Origin of the sequence: Novosphingobium aeonii (assembly GCF_052279045.1) — a bacterium.
In the GTDB taxonomy this organism is placed as follows: domain Bacteria; phylum Pseudomonadota; class Alphaproteobacteria; order Sphingomonadales; family Sphingomonadaceae; genus Novosphingobium.
Genome location: NZ_CP176833.1, coordinates 2,053,920 through 2,073,060, shown reverse-complemented (window position 1 = coordinate 2,073,060; position 19,141 = coordinate 2,053,920). Strand labels below are relative to the sequence as shown.

General features: G+C 66.0%; 14 protein-coding genes. 4 read left to right on the top strand and 10 right to left on the bottom strand.

The features are described 5' to 3' along the window. Positions 1-243 precede the first annotated feature (243 nt). The 5 genes from ACLIMP_RS24450 to ACLIMP_RS24430 all read right to left on the bottom strand — a co-directional run bounded on the left by ACLIMP_RS24450 (position 244) and on the right by ACLIMP_RS24430 (position 5,392). Positions 244-1,101: an SDR family NAD(P)-dependent oxidoreductase gene (locus ACLIMP_RS24450; RefSeq protein ID WP_443478533.1), complete on the bottom strand. Its 858-nt coding sequence runs from the start codon at positions 1,099-1,101 to the stop codon at positions 244-246. A 52-nt stretch (positions 1,102-1,153) separates the two neighbouring features. Next, positions 1,154-1,945 carry a sugar phosphate isomerase/epimerase family protein gene (locus tag ACLIMP_RS24445; protein ID WP_443478532.1) on the bottom strand — a complete coding sequence of 264 codons (792 nt, stop codon included), beginning with the start codon at positions 1,943-1,945 and terminating at the stop codon, positions 1,154-1,156. After that, positions 1,945-3,195, bottom strand: coding sequence for an MBL fold metallo-hydrolase (locus tag ACLIMP_RS24440; protein WP_443478531.1), 1,251 nt, complete (start codon positions 3,193-3,195; stop codon positions 1,945-1,947). The genes ACLIMP_RS24445 and ACLIMP_RS24440 overlap by 1 nt, the downstream gene beginning before the upstream one ends. A 92-nt stretch (positions 3,196-3,287) precedes the next feature. After that, on the bottom strand, positions 3,288-4,577 hold the full coding sequence (locus ACLIMP_RS24435) for a sulfotransferase family protein (RefSeq protein ID WP_207906141.1): 1,290 nt from the start codon (positions 4,575-4,577) through the stop codon (positions 3,288-3,290). Then, on the bottom strand, positions 4,574-5,392 hold the full coding sequence (locus ACLIMP_RS24430; protein ID WP_132469754.1) for an SDR family NAD(P)-dependent oxidoreductase: 819 nt from the start codon (positions 5,390-5,392) through the stop codon (positions 4,574-4,576). Before ACLIMP_RS24430 ends, ACLIMP_RS24435 begins: the two co-directional genes overlap by 4 nt. A 182-nt stretch (positions 5,393-5,574) precedes the next feature. On the opposite strand from ACLIMP_RS24430, the gene ACLIMP_RS24425 reads away from it, so the two are divergent. Next, positions 5,575-6,309 (top strand): FadR/GntR family transcriptional regulator, encoded by a 735-nt coding sequence (locus ACLIMP_RS24425; protein WP_443478530.1) that lies wholly within the window; start codon positions 5,575-5,577, stop codon positions 6,307-6,309. A gap of 23 nt (positions 6,310-6,332) precedes the next feature. On the opposite strand, the gene ACLIMP_RS24420 is transcribed toward ACLIMP_RS24425, so the two are convergent. The 3 genes from ACLIMP_RS24420 to ACLIMP_RS24410 form a co-directional block, all read right to left on the bottom strand. Then, positions 6,333-7,592 carry an MFS transporter gene (locus ACLIMP_RS24420; protein ID WP_443478529.1) on the bottom strand — a complete coding sequence of 420 codons (1,260 nt, stop codon included), beginning with the start codon at positions 7,590-7,592 and terminating at the stop codon, positions 6,333-6,335. Positions 7,593-7,992: 400 nt separating this feature from the next. After that, the gene (locus tag ACLIMP_RS24415) at positions 7,993-9,423 is read right to left on the bottom strand and encodes a UdgX family uracil-DNA binding protein (protein ID WP_443478528.1); all 1,431 of its coding nucleotides are present in this window, start codon (positions 9,421-9,423) and stop codon (positions 7,993-7,995) included. Between the two features lie 2 nt (positions 9,424-9,425). Then, on the bottom strand, positions 9,426-10,676 hold the full coding sequence (locus tag ACLIMP_RS24410) for a putative DNA modification/repair radical SAM protein (RefSeq protein WP_054438057.1): 1,251 nt from the start codon (positions 10,674-10,676) through the stop codon (positions 9,426-9,428). A gap of 298 nt (positions 10,677-10,974) precedes the next feature. Between ACLIMP_RS24410 and ACLIMP_RS24405 the strand changes: the two genes are divergently transcribed. The 3 genes from ACLIMP_RS24405 to ACLIMP_RS24395 all read left to right on the top strand — a co-directional run bounded on the left by ACLIMP_RS24405 (position 10,975) and on the right by ACLIMP_RS24395 (position 15,882). Beyond that, positions 10,975-13,389 (top strand): hypothetical protein, encoded by a 2,415-nt coding sequence (locus tag ACLIMP_RS24405; protein WP_443478923.1) that lies wholly within the window; start codon positions 10,975-10,977, stop codon positions 13,387-13,389. A gap of 162 nt (positions 13,390-13,551) precedes the next feature. Beyond that, complete coding sequence (locus ACLIMP_RS24400; RefSeq protein ID WP_185999246.1) at positions 13,552-14,697, top strand: sulfotransferase family protein; 1,146 nt, start codon at positions 13,552-13,554, stop codon at positions 14,695-14,697. 132 nt (positions 14,698-14,829) lie between these two features. Further along, on the top strand, positions 14,830-15,882 hold the full coding sequence (locus tag ACLIMP_RS24395; protein WP_054438050.1) for an AraC family transcriptional regulator ligand-binding domain-containing protein: 1,053 nt from the start codon (positions 14,830-14,832) through the stop codon (positions 15,880-15,882). Positions 15,883-15,908: 26 nt separating this feature from the next. Here the strand turns inward: ACLIMP_RS24395 and ACLIMP_RS24390 are convergent, their stop codons facing one another. Both ACLIMP_RS24390 and ACLIMP_RS24385 read right to left on the bottom strand, forming a co-directional pair. Beyond that, positions 15,909-17,564 (bottom strand): cation:proton antiporter domain-containing protein, encoded by a 1,656-nt coding sequence (locus ACLIMP_RS24390; RefSeq protein WP_054438048.1) that lies wholly within the window; start codon positions 17,562-17,564, stop codon positions 15,909-15,911. A 390-nt stretch (positions 17,565-17,954) separates the two neighbouring features. Beyond that, complete coding sequence (locus ACLIMP_RS24385; protein WP_324699182.1) at positions 17,955-19,094, bottom strand: FAD-dependent monooxygenase; 1,140 nt, start codon at positions 19,092-19,094, stop codon at positions 17,955-17,957. Positions 19,095-19,141: the final 47 nt, after the last annotated feature.

Here is a 19,141-nt window from a genome sequence, read left to right as displayed (position 1 = left end):
CATGTGCTGCCTTGGGGCCGTTGCTGCACGCCGCGCTGGCTACCGCGATGAGATAGCGCGTACGCCGGTCAAGGCCAGGTCGGTTCCAGACTTCCGCAAAGATGAAGTCCCGTAAACTCGCTTCGACCGGACTTGCCGGCTGGCAAATCTCACGCGCGGTCACTGCCCGGCCAATGGCCTTTCCGCGCTCGGTTCGCGCGTGGGGAACCAGCAATTCCATCGAATTCCTCGCGGTTTCCCTGTTCAGACCTTGATCGAATCGATCACGTCCTGCGTGATGCCGGGGCGGCCCGGATCGCCTGCGAGGAATTCGCGGTGTTTCTTTTCGACGAAGGCATCCGGATCGGCGGCAACCTCCACCAGCGTTTCCCATGCCTCCTCGTGCGTCGGTATGAGAATGCAGCCGGCTTCCATCGCATCGGATAGGACCGTTGCGGTTTCCTGCTGGGTCTTGACCGAAAGAGGGCTGCCCGGCGCGCGCATCACGTAATTCTCGCTGAAGTGCTTCATGGCATCGGGAGAAGTCGTCATGACGGGGCCTGGACAGAGGCAGCTTACCCGGATGCCGTACTGCTTGAGGTAGAGCGCGAGATTCTGCGACATCGACACGACCGCCGCCTTGGAAGCGGCATAATGGACACGGCTCGCCGCGAAGGGATAGAGCCCTGCGAAGCTGCCGGTGTTGACGATATGGCCGGACCCGCGCGCGATCATGCGCGGGACGATCACATTGTTGGCCCGCACCATGCCGAAGAGGTTCACGTCGAACATCCGCTGCCATTCCGCCATCGGAATGTCCTGCGGGTTTCCGCCTGAAAGGATGCCGGCATTGTTCATGTGAATGTCGAGCGGCCCGAGCGCCTGTTCGGCGGCGTCGATGGTCGCCTCTACCGAGGCATCGTCCAGCACGTTGCAATGCAGCCCGATCGCCTCGCCGCCTGCCCGCCGGAGGATCTCGGCGGTTTCTTCCGCGCCCTCTCGGCTGATGTCGGCCACGGCGACACGGGCCCCGCGCGCCGCCCATTCCTGCGCGATGCGGCGACCGATGTTCTGGCCTGCACCGATGATGAGCGCGGCCTTGCCTGCGAAAGTCTCGGACATTCCAATCTCTCCCTGCCCGCTTTCGGGCCATTTCGTTCAGATGCGTGGGTTTTCAGATGTTCATGGCATGGAGCAGGTCCGAAGCGGCGGAGATTCCGGCGCGCAATTCGTCCTCGTTCGTATTCGCCGTGTAGTCTGCAGGCACGACCTCGAGGTCGAAGACGCCTTCGTAGCCCGCGTCCAGCACGTCGCCCATCATGCGTTCCAGCGGCAGGTCGCCCTGGCCGATATGGGAACGGCCGCCTGTGCCGGAAATCGCGATGTCGCCGATCTGGACGAGTGCGATATGAGGCATCGCCCGTTTCAGGGTTCCCCGAAGGCCGCGTTCCATCCAGTTGTTGCTGAAGTCGGAAACGATGCCCAGCCCTGTCGCCTCGGCGATCTCCACGGCATCCGACAGCGTCGTGCAGAACGAGGCGCTGGTTCTGAGGCTCGGCTCGAATGCTGCGATGACGCCGCGTTCGCGGGCATGGGCCACGGTCGGCGCGACCGCTTCGGCAAAAAGCGCGAAATCTTCATCCCAGTCGCAACTGACCGTCCGTCCGGTCGTGAAGTAGATCGAGTGTCCGCGGTGAGCCGCCACGAGGTCGATCATCGCGCGGTGTATGGCCCGCGTCGCGCTCCAGGACGAGGGATCGCCGAGCTGGAAGCCGGCGGTGATCAACGTGCTGACGCGGATACCGGCATCGCCGAGAGCCTTGAGATCGCGATCGGGATCGTCGGCGATCTTGTTCATCAGCAGCCCGGCATGACGCAGGCCCATGTCCTTCCACAGTGCCAGTTCGCGCGCGAACGGCCACTGGAACGAACACATCGCATCGACCGAAAGGCGAGGGTGCACCATTATTCGCCCCCTGCCAGTGCCGCTTCGAGGCGGCGGATTTCGCTTTCGAGCCAGCGTACTTCGCTGAAATTCTCGCGTCCGGCGGCCTCGAGTATGGCGTGCTGTGCGGCGAGCTGGATTTCCAGTGCCCGGCGATCTTCAGGCGCTGCCGCGGTGACGGCTTCTGCGACATGGAGAGCCTTGAGCGGCTGGTTTCCGCCGAGATAGCGCGCGGCAAGGTCGAGCGCGGCCGCGGGTCCACCGGCAAGTTCGATGAGATCGCCGAGCACGGCCTGCGGCGGCACGGCATAGAGTTCGGTCGAGGAATCGTAGCGGAACCAGCCGAGATGCTCCTCCCAGATCGAACGGACGATCCACGAAACCTTGCCGTGACCCTGCGGGATGGCAAGGTTCTCGGGCAGCCGGATGGTTTCCATCAGTTCCCAGAGAGGCTTGCCGGCGTTCATGCCCTTGAAGGTCGCATCGCGCAGATACTGGGCCGCATCGCGCATCCTGCTGAGGCTCGTGCGCACCTTGTCGGCCCCGCGAACCGGCTCGCCGTGGCCGGTTATCAGCACTTCGGCGCCGAGGTCGATCACGCGCTGGACGCTGTCGATGTACCACTGGACATAGCGGTAGCGGTCGCCGCGCAGGGTATAGAGGTTGGGAACATGGCCGAACATCGGGCCGGTCATGTTGCCGGTGAAGACGATCCTGTCGTCCGGCAGCCAGATCACCAGCGAGTCTACCGTTTCGCCGCCGGGGACCGCGTAGAGTTCGAACCGCCGCCCACCCAGTTCGAAGGCGTGGCTGTCATGGAACGTGGTCGTCAGCGTGGGTTCGGGCCGTTCTGTCAGTTCCCGCTTCTGGTCGCGGCTCCACAAGCGCCGCGAACGGGCAGCCATGGCCGGGCCGAGGTCGCGGAACTGGGTGCGCACGAAAGGCTGGTTGGCCTGTCCGATCGTCTCGATTCCGGGGGCGTTGAAGGTGGGCCATCCGCCAATGTGATCTTCATGGCTCTGGGTGAACACGATCTTGCGGATCGGCTGGTCGCTGGCCGCATCGAAGCGGCGCTTGTTCTCGGCGGCGCTGTAGACGATGCCGGTGTTGACAAGGACACTGCCCTCGGCGGTCGTCACCAGGTAGAGGTTCGAGACGTCCCTCGACATGAAGATGCCGTTGCCGAGATCGACGGCATCCTGTCTGCCCGCGCCGTCATTGATGATCTGGGCATTGAGCGGCTGGTTCGCATCGCGGATGATGGGTTGCATGGCTTGGCTTCCTGTCTGAGTCGGCATCGTCAGCAGCGCGATGTACGCGAGCTCGCTGTGCGAATTCGCATCCCACCGGCTGAGCTTGCGGGTCATTTCACTTCCTGTTTTACCGGGAAGCGGTCCGTGTAGAACGCGAAGCGCTGGCGCAGGCTCGGGATATCGAGGTTGAAGTCTCCCGCCAGGTCGTAGACCACCCGGCCGTCCTTTCCGCGCGGGTGGCTGTCCATGTAGCCGCGCATGTCCCCGACGCTTTCGGCGCTGGAAGGCAGCCCGGCGAATTCCAGCACCTTTTGCGCGGTGCCGATATCGTCCGCGATCACGTCTGCGAACAGGATGTCGAGCCGCCGGCCTTCGGGGACCCGGTCCATGTCGCGCAGGTAGGCGCGCAGCATCTGTTCTATGCGGTCCACCCAGTAGGCGACGTGAGCCTGGATTTGCGGGTGCTTCTGGTGGACGAGCACGGACAGCCCCCGCATCGTCAGCACCGATTGCAGCAAGGCCAGCGGATCGCGGTGGATCTGGACGACATAGGCATCCGGATAATTCGCGACGAGTGCGGGGAGTTGCTCGCTATGCTGGTTACCCTTGAGGATCCAGCGCCGGTCGGACGGGAACTGATGCGCGATCGCCTTCAGCATCCGCTTGCCATAGGCATAGTGCTGCGTCTGGTCGTGGCGCAGCAGGTAGTCGCGCCAGGCGGGGACTTCGGCCATCCATTCCCACTGGTATGTGGTGAAGTCCGGCATCTGCAGCTCGTTCTCGCCGCAGGCATGGTCGGGTGAGTGTTCATGCATGGCGGCCATGATGGCGTTCTGCTTCATCCGGTCCCAGTGCGCGGCCGAACGGGTCCAGCGCGGGTCCAGCCCATCGGGGCCGGCCGTCTCGCCGGGTGCCAGGACCGCTTCGGAGCCGAGATAGACCGGAAGGTGCCGCAGCCGGCGGTCGGCCGCGATCAGGTTCTCGAGGTGAGTCGTTCCCGAACGCGGCAGGCCGACGATGATGATCGGACGATCGATCACCTCGTCCTCGACGCCCGGATGGCTGTCGAGGAAGGCCTTGTTCTTGAGGCGGTTTGCGGCCTGCTTCACGCAGGCGGCGCGGAACTGCGCCTTGGCGAAGCGCCACAGGTTCCCGTTTGCGGAGACTTCGCCAAGAAGCGCGCCGAGGCGCTCGGTGAAGTCCATCGGGCCGAAGTCGGAAAGGCCGGTCTGCGCGGCGGCTTCTGCCAGTACGCCTTCTACCGTCATGTCGAGAGGTTCGGCTTCGGCCGCTTCGAGTTCTGCGCGGCGTTCGGGCGAAATCTGCGGATCGCGGAACTGCTCTACGCGGAAGACACTGGTCCGCACCGTTTCAGTATCCTTTTTGACGTCGGTGCTCATGCCCTGCGCTCCGCCGAAGTGTTGAGCTTGCCGGCATTGGCCATCCAGCCCCCGTCGACGCGGACAAGGTCGCCGGTGTGATAGCGCGATGCGTCGCTCATGAAGTAGACGCCGATGCCTTCGAAATCGGACGGGTTGCCGAAGCGCGGGATCGGGCAGCGTTCGCGCACCTGGCTGCCCAGCGGTGAGTCCGGCCCCTGATCCTTCACTGTCTCGCTTTCGGTATAGCCGGGGCAGACGGTGTTGGCGCGAATGCCGTACTTGCCCATATCGACCGCGATTCCGCGTGCGAGCGCGGCCATGGCACCCTTCGAGGCGTTGTAGTGCTGCATTCCGATCGAGCCGGTCACGGCGGAAAGGCTGGCGCAGAACAGGATCGAACCGCCCGGGTCGCCGGCTTCGGCGCGGGTGCGCATGTGGCGGGCGGCTTCGCGGGCGAGATAGAACGCGCCGTGCTGGTTGACCGAAAGCAGGTCATGCCAGGCCTCGCCTGTCATGTTGGTGAAGCAGCCCTGGTTCTTCATCAGGCCCGCATTGGCGATGGCGCCGTCCACCCGGCCCATTTGCGCAGTGGCTTCGGCAAAGGCCTCCACCACGCGGGCTTCGTCGGCAACGTCGACTTCCTGGGTGAAGATGCGCCCCCCGAACTCGGCGAGTTCGCGTGCCGCCTCTTCATTCCTGTCCTGGCGGCGGCCCCAGATGACCAGATCGCCGCCCGCTCGCGCGATGCCGCGTGCGAAGCCCAGACCGATGCCGGCGTTGCCGCCCGATATGACGACGACGCGGCCGCTCATGTCCCAAGGAAGACGTGACATGCCTCTCTCCAAAATGAGTCCTGAATGATTGCCAGATGCCTTTTTGCACCCCGACTCTTATTGCGATAAGTCTTAAATAGGATACTCAAAGGCTGTCAAGCAGCCTATGCTTCCTTGCCATCGCCGCCACGAACAGGCTGGACGCGCTCATGGCTTTCGTGTTGTGAGATGGTGGAATGAACATGCGCAAAAGCAGAACGGCGCTCGACGCTGCCGCCGACAAGCTCAGGGAGATCGTCCTCGCCCGTGAGCCGGGAGCCTATATCGGGCGCGAAGAGGCGCTGATTTCCGAGCTGGGCTTCGCCCGCGCCACCGTGCGGCAGGCCGCACGGCTGGTGGAGCGCGAAGGGTTTCTGGCCGTGCGCCGGGGCAACAACGGCGGCTATTTCGCGTCCCGGCCCGACGCGACGACGATCGAATCCATCGTTTCGATGTACCTGTCGATGATGGATGTGCCGCCGGAGGATGTCACGGCAATCGCCACTGCGTTATGGGTGGAAGCCATGCGCAAGGCGGCCCGCGCTCCTCACGACAGGATCGCCGCCGGTATCGCGTCGCTGGTCGAACGGACGCACGCGCTTCGCGACGATGCAAGTTTCGACGACGTGCGCGAACTGGAACGCGAAACCCAGGATGTCGTCTTCGAGCTTGCCGACAGCGCTTATATAAAGCTTGTCTTCGACATCAACGTGGCTTTCTCGCGCAGGACTTATCAAGGCCCGGCAGTCGACGATGTTTCGCCCGAGCATCGCCGTTTCGTGCAAAGCTGGCGCAATGCCCGGCTGATGGAGTTCGGGGCCCTGATGCAGGGTGACGCGGAACTCGCAGGCATCGCCAGCCAGTATAGCCGCAAGGTCTGGGCCCGCCGCATTCGCGCGCGCTTTCAGATGAAGGCGGAAGAAGCGGCTGGCGACTGATCGGGCCGCCGTAAGGCCAGGCTTCAGGCGGGCGCTGCCGTCGCCGCGCGCCATTCAGGATAGGGCCGCAGGCTGAAGACCAGCCCCCCGGAGATGAGCGAGATCGCGACACCGGCGAGCAGCAACGGGGTGTAGCTGCCGTAGCGATCGTAGGAGAGGCCCGCAGCGAGCGGCCCGATGGCGGAGGCGAGCGCGATCACGCTGGTCATGAAGCCGAAGATCGTTCCATAGTGCCGCATCCCGGCGTACCGGGCGGTCAGGTAACTGCAGAGCTGGATCTTGGTGCCTGCCGCATAGCCGCTGATCATGATGCCGATGACGATGGTGACAGGCGTTGCGATGCCCTGCATGAGCAAAGGCCATCCCACGGCGGTCGATGCCAGGGTGATGCCGCCCACGGTGCGCGCATGGAACCGGTCGATGAGCGTGCCGGAGACCAGCTTGCCCATCACGCCCGCAACCCCGGAAAGGCTGACGAGCCAGGCTGCCTGCGAGCGGCTCATGCCCGCCTCGACCAGAATGGGGAACTGGTGGACGACGACGGCAATGGTCACGGTCAGGACGAGGAACGTCGCTACGGCGACTTTCCAGAGCGATATGTCGCGCCATGCCTGCCCGATGCCGAGGCCGGGCAGGTCCGGAGCGGCCTCGGGCGGCCCTTTGCCCTGCGACTGCCTGCGCCGCGCCTGATCGCGCACGTCGAAAAGGAACAGGGCCGAGAGGACCAGCGCCAGTCCGCCCCAGCCCAGGCCGAGGGCGATATAGGCGGTGCGCCAGCCGAATGCCTCGATTAGCGCGTTGGAAAGCGGCGGGGCGACGACTTGCGCCAGCGCCGTGCCCGACATCGTTACGCCAAGCGCCAGCCCGCGCCCCACCCTGAACACGCTGGCGATTGCGGCGGACCAGAGGGTGGATTGCACCAGAAGCGCGACAACGCCCCATATCACCCACAGTGCAAGCCATTGGGGGATGGAGCCGTTGACCTGCGAAAACGCCGCGATTGCCAGGCTCGTCAACACAAGGCCGGGCAGCGCAAGGCGGCGCGAGCCGTGCCGGTCTATCAGAATGCCGATGAAGGGAGAGCAGAGGATGGACAGCAGCGAGGCGATCGCCATGCCGGCGGAGAGTTCGGTTCGCCCCCAGTGAAATTCCGCCGCGAGCGGGTCCATGAACACGCCGGCAGCGGCCGTCATGAACGACATGAACGAAAAGCCGATGCAGGCCGCAAGGACCATCGGCCAATGGCGGCGCCACTCCGCGCCTGCCGTTTCAAGCTGTTCCAATCCAGCTCTCCCATTTCATAAGCGCCGCTTGCTGCGACATCTTGTGCAAGGCGTTGTGCGTGATTGCCGCGAATGAGTCTAACGGAAAAGGGCACTGTTTAATCGCCCTGCCGTTCTCTGCCTAGGGCTAGTGGGTCCCATGATTCTAGCGAGATTTATGGCGGCGTTCGCCGGAATTGCGCGATAATGCTTAGAAATTCAGCGCGGGCTCGATGAGTCTGGAGGAGTTGGTGTGGGGCGCTGCGGCCGTCTGCATCCGAACGCTGTCTCTGAAGAGTGCCCTTATATGCGAAGGCACAAGGCTTATGATACCTCCTAGTCCGTGCGCGCGCGGGTCTGGCCTGGCGGCCGGGCCAGTTCCCCAAGGGTGGCAGCGGACCACCTTCGGTGCCGCGCGGCGTCAGGCTGCCTGGACGAGGCTGCTGGCGGCTTTACGCAAATCGGCGACGTAGCGGGCGAATTCGGCATCGGCGTCGGCCTCGGGAGGAAGGCGCAGCAGATAGCTGGGGTGGACGGTGATCCAGCAAGGCGTACCGTCCGCCAGCGGCACTGCCCGGCCGCGCTCCTGTCCGATCGTCATCGCCTTGCCGGTGAGCGACCGGGCCGCCGTGGCCCCCATCGCGATCACCAGTCTGGGGCGCACGATGGCGCGTTCCTGATCGATCCACCAGCGGCAGGCCTCGACTTCGCCCGCATGGGGACGGGCATGAAGGCGGCGCTTGCCGCGCGGCTCGAACTTGAAGTGCTTTACCGCATTGGTGACGTAGGCGCGGGCACGGTCGATCCCCGCCGCCGCCATGGCCCGGTCGAAGACTTCGCCGGCCGGGCCCATGAACGGGCGGCCCACGATATCTTCCCGGTCGCCGGGCTGTTCGCCCACGATCATGATCTCGGCATCGTGCGGTCCTTCGCCGAATACGGTCTGGGTCGCCGGTTGCCAGAGCGGGCAGCGGCGACAGGCGGTCGCCTCCTGACGCAGCAGCTCGAGCGCATCATCTCCGCCTGCCCCCCTTGATCGTATGGTCGGAGTATCCAGCTGGCGCGGCGGCCCGGCCCGATCCTGCTCGATCATCGCCAGTTCGCGCTTGCGGGCACCGGCGATCAGTTGCGGGACCAGCGCGGTCTCGGGCATGTTTCGCCAGTACTTGCGCGGCATTTCCTTGAGCATGGCGCGCGGCATGACCCGCGCCGGATTGAAGATGGCGCTGTAATAGGCCTTCCAGACCCCTTCCACCGGATCGTCGCCAGGTGCGTCGCCGCGCTGTGCAGGAGGTCCCTCGGTCAGCAGGGCGCCATCCCAGTGGAGCGCACCCCGCGGGGTCAGGATCGACCAGCGCATGTTGGTGAAGCGTTCCACGAAAAAGGCGGCATTGCGACGCAATATGTGGTGCTCGGGCTCGTACCAGGCGACGAACCGCGTGCCGTCTCCATCCGGCAGTTCGCGGAAGCGGAGGAAGGCATGCATCTTGTGGATGTCGCGCCGCACGTTCTGCGCGAGACCCTCCAGGCGGCGCAGGGGCCGGTCGGCACGGTCCTGCAGCAGGTGCGGCTGGTCCAGCAGGCGCAGCAACAGGGCATAGAGCAGCGCGAAACGCTCGGGCTCGCTGTGAAGCGCCGCATCACGCGCAAGATCGAAGAACGCCCTGGAAACCCGCATCGGCGGCGCCTGCGCGGCGTCCACGGCAATCGGCTCTCCCCCGAACAGGTCCACCGGCCGGTCGCCGATCTGCCAGAGTACCTCGTTCGCGGCTATGCGCTCTGCCGCGAGCATGCGGGCGGCGGCGCGCCAGCCATCGAAGTCATCTTCGGCATCAAGGCGTACCATCCGCATGGTCAGGCCGCGAACAGTTCCAGCTGCGTGGCGGGCGGAGCGACGAGCGCGCGAAGGTCGGCCCTGTCGATCAGCCCGGTGGGCCGCCAGTCTGCCGTGACGATGAACGGCCGCAGCTTCTTCACCGAAACGGTCATGCGCGCCACGTCGTCCAGTCGCAGGGTCCGCCAGCGGCGCGCCGAGACGATGGCATCCACCGCCTTCACCCCGAGGCCGGGGATGCGCAGCAGCAGTTCGCGCGGGGCGCGGTTGACGTCCACCGGGAAACGATCGCGAAAGCGTAGCGCCCAGGCCAGCTTGGGATCGATGTCCAGCGGGAGCATCCCCGTGGCCGGATCGACCGCCGCGCCGACTTCCTGCGGCGTGTACTGGTAGAACCGCATGAGCCAGTCCGACTGGTAGAGCCGGTGTTCGCGCATCAGCGGCGGGCGCTGGAGCGGCAGGACGACGCTGGCGTCCGGGATCGGGCTGAAGGCGGAGTAATAGACGCGCCTGAGATCGAAACGGTCGTAGAGCGCGGCGGCGCGGGACACGATGTCGCGGTCGGTCGCGGCGTCGGCGCCGACGATCATCTGGGTCGATTGTCCGGCGGGCGCAAAGGTGGGGGCGGAGCGGAACCGCCGACTGGCGTCGGCTCCCTCCTCGATCGCCGAGCGCATGGTCCCCATCGCACCTTCGATCCGCGCCTGCGACTTTTCGGGTGCGAGGCGCTGGAGGCCGCCGGCGGTCGGCAGTTCCACGTTGATCGATACCCGATCGGCATGGAGCCCGGCCCGCGCCACGAGTTCGGGGTCGGCGTCGGGAATGGTCTTGAGGTGGATGTAGCCGCGAAAATCGTGGTCTTCCCGCAGGGAGCGGGCCACTTCGACGATCTGCTCCATCGTATAGTCGGGCGTGTGGATGATGCCCGAGGATAGGAACAGCCCCTCGATATAGTTGCGGCGGTAGAAGTCGAGCGTGAGGTCCACCACTTCCTTCGCGGTGAAGCGGGCGCGGCGCACGTTGGAGGACTTGCGGTTGATGCAGTAGTGGCAATCGAAGATGCAGCTGTTGGTCAGCAGTATCTTGAGCAGGCTGATGCAGCGCCCGTCCGGCGCATAGGCATGGCAGATGCCGCCGCCTTCCAGCGTGGAGCCGATCCCCTTGCCGCCACGCGAATCCCGCTTCCTGACGCCCGAAGAGGAGCACGACGCATCGTATTTCGCCGCATCCGCGAGGATCGTCAGCTTTTCGGCGATATCGAGCGGGGGCATTGAACCAGACCTTTTCCTCATGCGTTCAGCTAAGCGTAAGCGCAGCTCTTGCAGCCGGAGCCTGTCCCATGCCGAAGGGCTTTTCAAACGAAATGTTCCCTTTATGTTCGTTTTTGCGACGAGGCGATGGGCCTTCGCGTGCTTGGCGGGAGGGCGCTGTTGTGGGAAAGGCGGGGAAGGGCGACGTAATTTGATGCCGGATAACAGGAAAATGCCATTGCCCATTGCCGGGAAGAACCGCGCACGCCCTTCGCGTCTCACTTCATGGGCTCTCAATGCGGGGGCTCTGGCCCTGCCGATGGCCGCGATGCTGGCCTCGTCCACGGCGGTCGCCGCCGATCCCGCGCCGTTCGAACTGAACGGCCCCGGCCTGCGTATCCAGGTGACGCGCGGCAAGGAAACGCTGCCCATTGCGCAAGTGCCCAGCCTTGCCGAGGGGGACATGCTGTCGATCCATGCGGACCTGCCGGAGGATCAGGGCGCGAAATTCCTGATGGTGTCCGCTTTCCTGCGCGGCGCGACCAATCCGCCGCCCAAGGACTGGATCAAGATCGCCGAGACCTGGAGGGACAAGGAAAAGAACAAGGCGCTGGCGCTGACGGTGCCGAAGAATGCGCGCCAGATGGTCATGTTCCTGGTCCCCGATACAGGCGGCGCGGAAGGGACGCTGGTGGATGCCGTGCGCGGCAAGCCGGGCGAATTCGTCCGCGCCACGCAGGACCTCAACCAGGCCTCGCTCGACCATTCCCGCCTCGATGCCTTCATGGCGGCGATCCGGGCGCAGGACAATTATCACCCCGAGTTCCTGCGCAGCGTGGCACCGACGCTGGCGCGCAGCCTGTCGATGAAGCTGAACGAGGAATGCCTCTCGAAAGTGATCGAGCTTCAGGCGTCATGCCTGCTCGAAAACCGGGAAACGCTGGTGTTGGCGGACGTCCACACCAGTTCGGTGGCGGAAACGCTGACCGGCGCACCGACGGACCTTGCCCTGCAGTTGAGCGCCACGCGCGAAGCGGGCTATGGCTATTACAGCGCCTATATCGGGGTGGCGCGGGATATCGCGAAGATATTCGGCGCCTTTTCCAATCCGCAGTTCAGCTACCTGCCGACGCTGAGCGTGCGCAAGGGCGACCGTACAGGCCTGCTGCTGAACACCGCGCCTTCGTTTGAAAAGCCCAAATCGGTCATGGTGATCGCCATGCCGGCCATCGAATCCGGTAGCCCGCCCCGCCTGCGCACGAGCGCCAACGATCCGGTCTGCGCGGTTCAGGCCGGCGGCGCGCAGGGCACGCTGCTGCCGGTGGAAGGGGCGCCGCTGATCTATTCGACCGCTTATGCGCGGGAGATGAAAGTTACCCTCACCGCGCCTTCGGGGCAGACGGTGGACGTCCCCCTCGAAGCACGGGCGGACCGAGGCGGCTATGTCCTTGCGGGCGGGGAACTGCCTGCCGCCTTTACCGGAACCTTGCGCGCCCACGTCTACGGCTACTGGGGCTTCGATCGCTTCGAAGGGCCGGACTTCCTCCTCCAGAAGCCCGATGGCGGCGGCTGGCAGGTGGCGGGCGGCGACAAGAACGCCGAGATGCCCACGCTGGTCGTCGGACGGGATAATCCGCTGGTACTGACGGGCGCCGCGCCGTCCTGCGTGGAATCGGTGACTTTGCGGCAAGGTGGCAGCGCGCAGTCGGTCGAGTGGAAAGTGCAGGGCAAGGACGGTCTGGCGCTCACCCTGCCGCTGGCGGGCCGCAAGCCGGGCGAGATGAGCGTGGAAGTGAAGGTGCGCGGCACTGCCCAGCCTTCGACGATCGCGCTGCGGGCCGATGTCCAGGCGAGCCGGGTCGACGGTCTGGTGATCCATGCCGGGGATGACTGGGGCGTGCTGACCGGCCAGCGGCTCGACCAGGTGGACAGCGCCGAACTTGCCGGTCTCACGCTCAAGCCTGACGGCCTGACCCGCGACGGGACGGTAGACCGCCTCAGGCTGGCGAGGTCCAAAGGGCAGAAGTTGCCGGAGGGCGCCTCCCAAACCGTGCCCGAGATACCCGGGGATGCGGCCGCGCGCATCAGGCTGCGCGGCGGGCGCACCGTTTCGGTCCCGATTACGCTGGCCGAGGCGCGGCCGCGCGTGAACCTGCTCAGCAAGACCATCGAACCCGGGCCGGTAGCGGCGGGGGGCAGGGTGCTGGGCCTTCCCGGAGAAGACCTGCTGCCGGACAACGGCCGCATGGTGTTCTCGGTTCGCAGCGATGCAGCGCCGCTGACCCCTGCCGACGTGATCGAGGTGGCGCCCGCGAGCGGCGGCGAGCCGGTGCGGCTTTCGGCAGGCAAGGGATTGAAAGTTGCAGGGCCGCAAGTCCTGGTTGCCTCGTTCGACCCCGAAACGCTGCCGCCTTCCACGTTCGGTCCGCTTCGCTTCCGGCTGGTGCGCGGCGGCGATGCCGGCGACTGGCAGCCGCTGGTCACGCTGGCGCGGCTTCCGCATATCGACGGTGTATCGTGCGGCGGGGCGGAGCGGGACGCGAACTGCACGATCAGGGGCAGCGACCTGTTCCTGATCGATGCGGTGGGGCTTTCGCCTGCCCTCGATCCGGCGGTGAACGTGGCGCAGGGCTTCACGGGCTCTGCGCTTCAGGTGCCCGCGGCGCGCGACGGCAAGTTCTACCTGCGTCTGCGCGACGCGCCGGGCGCGCCGGTGGTGCTGCCGGTTTCCTGACGGCGCTTCCTTGCCCCCGCCTCTTCCGGGAGGCGGGGGTATCGCGCCTGCGCGTTCTGGTGCGATGTCCTTATCGGTCAAGAAAAGTGCCGGCTGCTGCGGCTAGACCCGGCCTTCGAACCGCGCGCACGACGCGGCAGAGGAAGGTGAGGGGACAAGCGGGTGAAGGTCGAGGACATCATTGCGGCGGCAAGCGCGGAGACGGGCCTTAACGACTTTGGCGACGAGGCGGTCCTGTCGGGCCTCGCGATCCTGCTGGAGGATTACCAGAACGAGGCTGCGCTTACCGAAGCGGGCCGGCAGCGCTCCATCGGCTCGCTGGTCTCGGCGCTGGCGGGCCGGATGAAAGTGGAAGACTGGCTGGCGCGTCATCCCGAACTGCTGGAGCGTCCGGTCGAAAAGCCGATGTTCGTCTTCGGCCTGCCCCGCACCGGCACGACACTGACCATCAACCTGCTGGCCGCCGACCCGGACCGCCGTTGTTTCCTGCGCTGGGAAGCGTTCGACCCGGTGCCGCCGCCGCGCAGCGACGAACTGTCCGCCGGCCCGCGTTTCGAGCGGATGCAGGCGCAGATGGCGCGCGCGATCGGCGCCGCCCCCCATATCGCCGCGATCCACCATGAAGATTCCGACAGCCCGACCGAGTGTCAGTTCGCCATGGCGCCTTCGTTCTGCGCGCAAGTCTACGAGGCGCAGGCCCATGTTCCCGGCTATCGGCAGTGGTTCCTGCACGAGGCCGACTATCGCCCGGCCTTCCGTTATCACAAGCGTCTGCTGCAATGCCTTCAGGCCGAGGCGCCCGGGCGCTGGACGTTGAAGAATCCCTGGCATCCGCTGTTTCTGGACGAGCTGACCGAAGTCTATCCCGATGCGCAGCTTGTCATGACTCACCGCGATCCGGTGGAAGTGGTGGGCTCGGCATGCAGCCTCATCCACGCGGTGCGGCGAATGTACAGCGACACGGTGGACGCCCATGCCATCGGCGCGCAGATGGTGGAGATATTCCACCTCATGATCGCCCGGCAGGATGCATACCGCGCGAAACACGGCGCGGACGCGATCTTCGATATCCAGTACGATGCGCAGATGCGCGATCCGGTGGGCCAGATGAAGCGGCTTTACGATCATTTCGGCGAACCGCTGACGGCGCGGGCGGAAGCGGCGATGACCGCTTTCCTCGCCGACAATCCCAAGGGCAAGCACGGCCGGCATGAATATCGGCTGGAGGACTACGGCCTCGATGCCGCCGGGGTGAGGCGGGAATTCGCCGATTACGTGGAGCGGTTCCGCATTCCCACGCGCTCGTGATACGGCGGGGCTGACGCCATCGCCAAGGCGTTGCCCTCCGCGTTGACCCTGCCTTGCAGGCAGGAGCATCTCTTGCAGCCATAAGCGGCGGGGTGCGGCCCTGCGCTGAGTCGGTCGGGAGCGGCGAAGAAGATGCGGGAGCCTTTCGTCGATGGCACGCCGGATGCGGGAACGCAGGTGATCCAGGCGCGGCTGCTGCGCCATTTTCCGCAGGTCGTGCGCGATCTGGGCGGCGATCCGCAGTCCCTCTTGTGCGCGGTCGGGCTGGACGAGGAAGCCTGCGACCGGGCCGGGGCGATAACGTGCGGGCAATGGCTGAAAGTCGTGGGCCGGGCGGCGGACGTGCTGGACCGGCCGGATTTCGGCCTGCGTCTTGCGCAGCGGCAGGGCGGCGTGGATGTGTTCGGGCCGCTCGGTGCAGCCATGCGCAGCGTCCTGCGGTTCGGTGACGCGCTGTCCTATGCCGCCACGCACAATGCCGCGCACAGTCTTGCCGCGCGGGTTTGGATGGGGCGATCCGCCGGTGGGCAGCATGTCTTCATGGGCCACGAACTGCTGGCCGAGGATTTGCCGGCGCGCAGCCAGGCGATCGAGCAGGTGCTATTGGCCGGACACCTGGGCGCCCGCGCGATCACCGGGCAGCGCGTTGGCGCGCGCCGCGTCCACTTTCGCCACCAGGCTTTGTCCCCCGCGAAAGTCTACCGCGAGCATTTCGGCTGCGAAGTGCGTTTCTGCCAGAACGAGGACGGCGTGGTCTTCACGGTGGGCGATCTTGAAAGTCCGGTCGCCGATGCCGACCGGCAGGGCCTGCGCGACGTGACCGAGCATGTTTCCCGCCGGTTCCGGCAACAGCGCCCGCCGGTCCATGCGCAAGTACGCGGCGTGGTGATGCAACTGCTCTGGACCGGTCGCTGCGGGAACGACGATGTCGCCCGCCATCTCAACCTTCATCCGCGCACCCTGCACCGGCGTCTTCACGAAGAAAGCATCAGCTTCCAATCGATCAAGGACGAGGTCCGCCGGGACTTCATGCTCTATTACCTCCAGCAGACCGACCTGCCGCTCAGCCGCATATCGGAGAAGCTGGGCTTCGCCGAGCAGTCGGTCATGTCGCGCTTTGCGCGGAGCAGCCTCGCCGCCTCGCCGCGCGAGATTCGCCAGGCGGCGCGGGAAGCGTTGCCCTGAGCACCGATATCCCGGCGCCCGGTTGTTCAAGCCGGCCGAGGCCTGCGGATCGAGGCCAGCGTCAGCAGGCTTCGGGCGATTTCGCGCTCTCCCATGACGACGTGATCCGCGCCGACCTGCTTGAGATGCTCGACTTCCTCATCCGAATGGGCGCGGGCGAGAATCTCGATCTCGGGATTGATCTGGCGTGCGCGCTGCGCGATCACGCCGCCTTCGAAGCCTTCGGGAATGGCGATGATCAGCTTGCTGGCGTCCCTTATCCCGGCCTGGTCGAGTATGTCTGCGGTTGCCGCGTTGCCGGTGATCAGATCGAGCCCCGTTTCCCGCGCCGCCTTCGCCAGATCGTCCTGCTCCTCGACGATCACCAGTGACCGGTTGCCGGAGCCCATGCCGTCGGCAACCAGTTTTCCGACCCTCCCGTAGCCCACGAGGATAACATGGCCGCGACGCGCCTGGTCGCCGTTGCCGGTGGGGGAAGCGCCGGTGGGCACGGCGGCTTTCACGATGGCGTGACGGCTTGCCAGCAGGCGGAAGATCAGCGGATTGGCCAGGATGGACAGGATGGCCCCGGCGAGGATCAGGTCGCGGCCTTCCTCGGGCAGGAGATCGAGGCGGACGCCGAGGGCTGCCAGCATGAAGGAGAATTCGCCGATCTGCGCCAGGCCCGCAGCCACTGCGAACCCGGTCTGGAGCGGGTGGCCGAATGCGCGCACGATCGCGAGCGCCACGGCCGATTTGCCGATGACGATGATAAGGACGGTCGCGGCCAGGGCGCCGGTGCGTTCGATCAGCACCGCCGGGTCGAACAGCATCCCCACCGAGACGAAGAACAGCACGGCGAAGGCGTCCCGCAGGGGCAGGGTTTCTTCCGCCGCGCGGCGGCTCAACTGCCGCTCGCCCATGACCATGCCGGCGAAGAAGGCGCCCAGCGCGAAGGAAACGTCGAAGACATAGGCCGCGCCGAACGCCACGCCGAGCGCGATGGCGAGAACGGCCAGACGGAAAAGTTCGCGCGATCCGGTATGGGCCGCCCAGTGCAATGCGGCCGGGATCGCCCGCTTGCCGACGATCAGCATCAGGGCAATGAAGCCGCCCACCTTGGCGATGGTGATGCCGACGATCTTCGCGAGATTGGCGGTATCCGCCGCCGCCCCGTTCAGGATGCCGGCGAGCACCGGCAGCAGGACGAGCACCAGCACCATGGCGAGGTCTTCGACGATCAGCCAGCCGATGGCGATCCGCCCCCTTTCCGTATCGACCAGATTTCCGGCCTGCAACGCGCGCAGCAGGACGACCGTGCTCGCCACCGACAATGCCAGTCCGAATACCAGGCCCGCGGCAAGGCTCCACCCGAGATGGACCGCGAGGCCCGCGCCAAGCGCGGTCGCCACGGCGATCTGGAGCACCGCGCCGGGAACGGCGATGGCCTTCACGGACATCAGGTCGCGCAAGGAAAAATGCAGGCCGACGCCGAACATCAGCAGGATGACGCCGATTTCGGCCAGTTCGTTGGCGAGGGCGGAATTGGCGACGAAGCCCGGGGTGAACGGGCCGACGAGGACTCCGGCGAACAGGTATCCTGCTACCGGGGATATCCGCAGCCGGTGTGCCAGCGCCCCCATTGCGAAAGCCGCCACCAGCCCGGCGACGATGGTTCCGATCAAGGGCGTATGATGCGGCAAGCACTGCTCCTCGCTCCGGCGGCGTGGCGGGGTATGGCCGGCTCGCCGCCCACCTACTGGAAGGATGACACGAGAGTTGCCGCAAGTCCCGCTGCCACCATCGAACCGGCGAGCAGCAGGGGCATGAGCCATCTGGGGGCGATGTTGCGCTTGCGAGGCATCCTCTGCTCCTTCCGGTTGATCTCGGGGGCGTTCGGCCGTGGGCAGAGGGTATCAAGATATGGCGGGATTTGCAGCACCTTGGATCGCTGCCGCCGCATCTTTGTTGCAGACGTGCCTTTCCGCGGCCCCGCGAAGCGCGGGAATTCGCGGCTGCCGGGGGATCGACGCGCTGCCCTGCCGCCGCCGGACACGCGCGAGGCAGCAGTGCAGGGCGTTCCCGATAGATCGTCAGAACGGGGCGTTGAGCCGGGTCAGCGCGCCTTCCAGCAGCGCCTTGTGTTCTTCGGGCGGCCCGTGCTCCAGTTGCAGCCTGCCGATGGCGATGCTGCTTTCGATCACGTCGCGGCACCTGTCGAAGCGACGCTCCTCATAGGCGGCGAGACCTGCTTCCACCGTGTCGGCATTGGCCAGTTCCTCGGCCAGGACGATGCCGCTTTCCACCGCCATCCCGGCGCCCGAGGCGAGGTGCGGCGTGGTGGCATGAACGGCATCGCCCACCAGCACGATCCGGCCCCGGCTCCAGGGGCGCGGTTGCAGGGCCGCGGCGAGGGGGCGGTAATTGATCCAGTCCTCGCGGGTCATGTTGTCGCGAATCCATCCGGCATTGCCGCCGAAGTCTGCAAGCAGGGCCTTGAGCGCGGCGTGGAGTTCCTCCTCGTCCATGAAGCTCTCGCGCGGTTCGTGCCGGGTCAGCATCCACATGTAGACGTTGTCCGGGCTGCAGGCGGTGATGCCGCAGGGGTTGTCGTGGCCGAGGAAGAATTCGCCGGCGTCGAGGCCGGGCGGCTTGCGGATGGAGATGCGCCAGCAGCCCTGCCCGGTCGGCTGGGCGGGGCCCATGTGCGGGAAGGCGAGTTCGCGCACGGTCGAATAGACACTGTCGGCCCCCGCCACGAGGTCGTAGCGGCCGTTCGTGCCATCGGAAAACGTCACGTCGACACCGCTGGCGTCGCTTGCCAGATGGTTGACCGTCAGGCCCAGACGGACGGGAATCTCCAGTTCGCGGACCCGTGCCTGCATGATCCGGTGGAGCACGGGGCGCATGATCCCGCCGGTTGCGGGCAGGCCTTCCTCGATCACCGGTTCGTCGAGATCGTGCAGGTGGGTTCCGTCATGGCGGAACAGCCGCGTCCGGTTGGTGATGGCGCCTGCCTTCTTGATCTGCTCTAGCAGGCCGAGCCGCCGATAGGCGCGCAAGGTCGGCCCGGTTATCGTGATGCCGGCGCCATAGACCCGCCATTCCGGATCGAGGTCGATCAGGTCCACCCGAACGCCCCGTTCCGCAAGGCTGATGGCTGTGGCCATACCGCCGATTCCCCCGCCCACGACAAGTGCCGTGGCGATGCTGCTGATGCTCTCCCGTGTCATGCCCCGAGAGGTAGCGAGGCCGCGTCGTCACACAAATCCGAACTGTG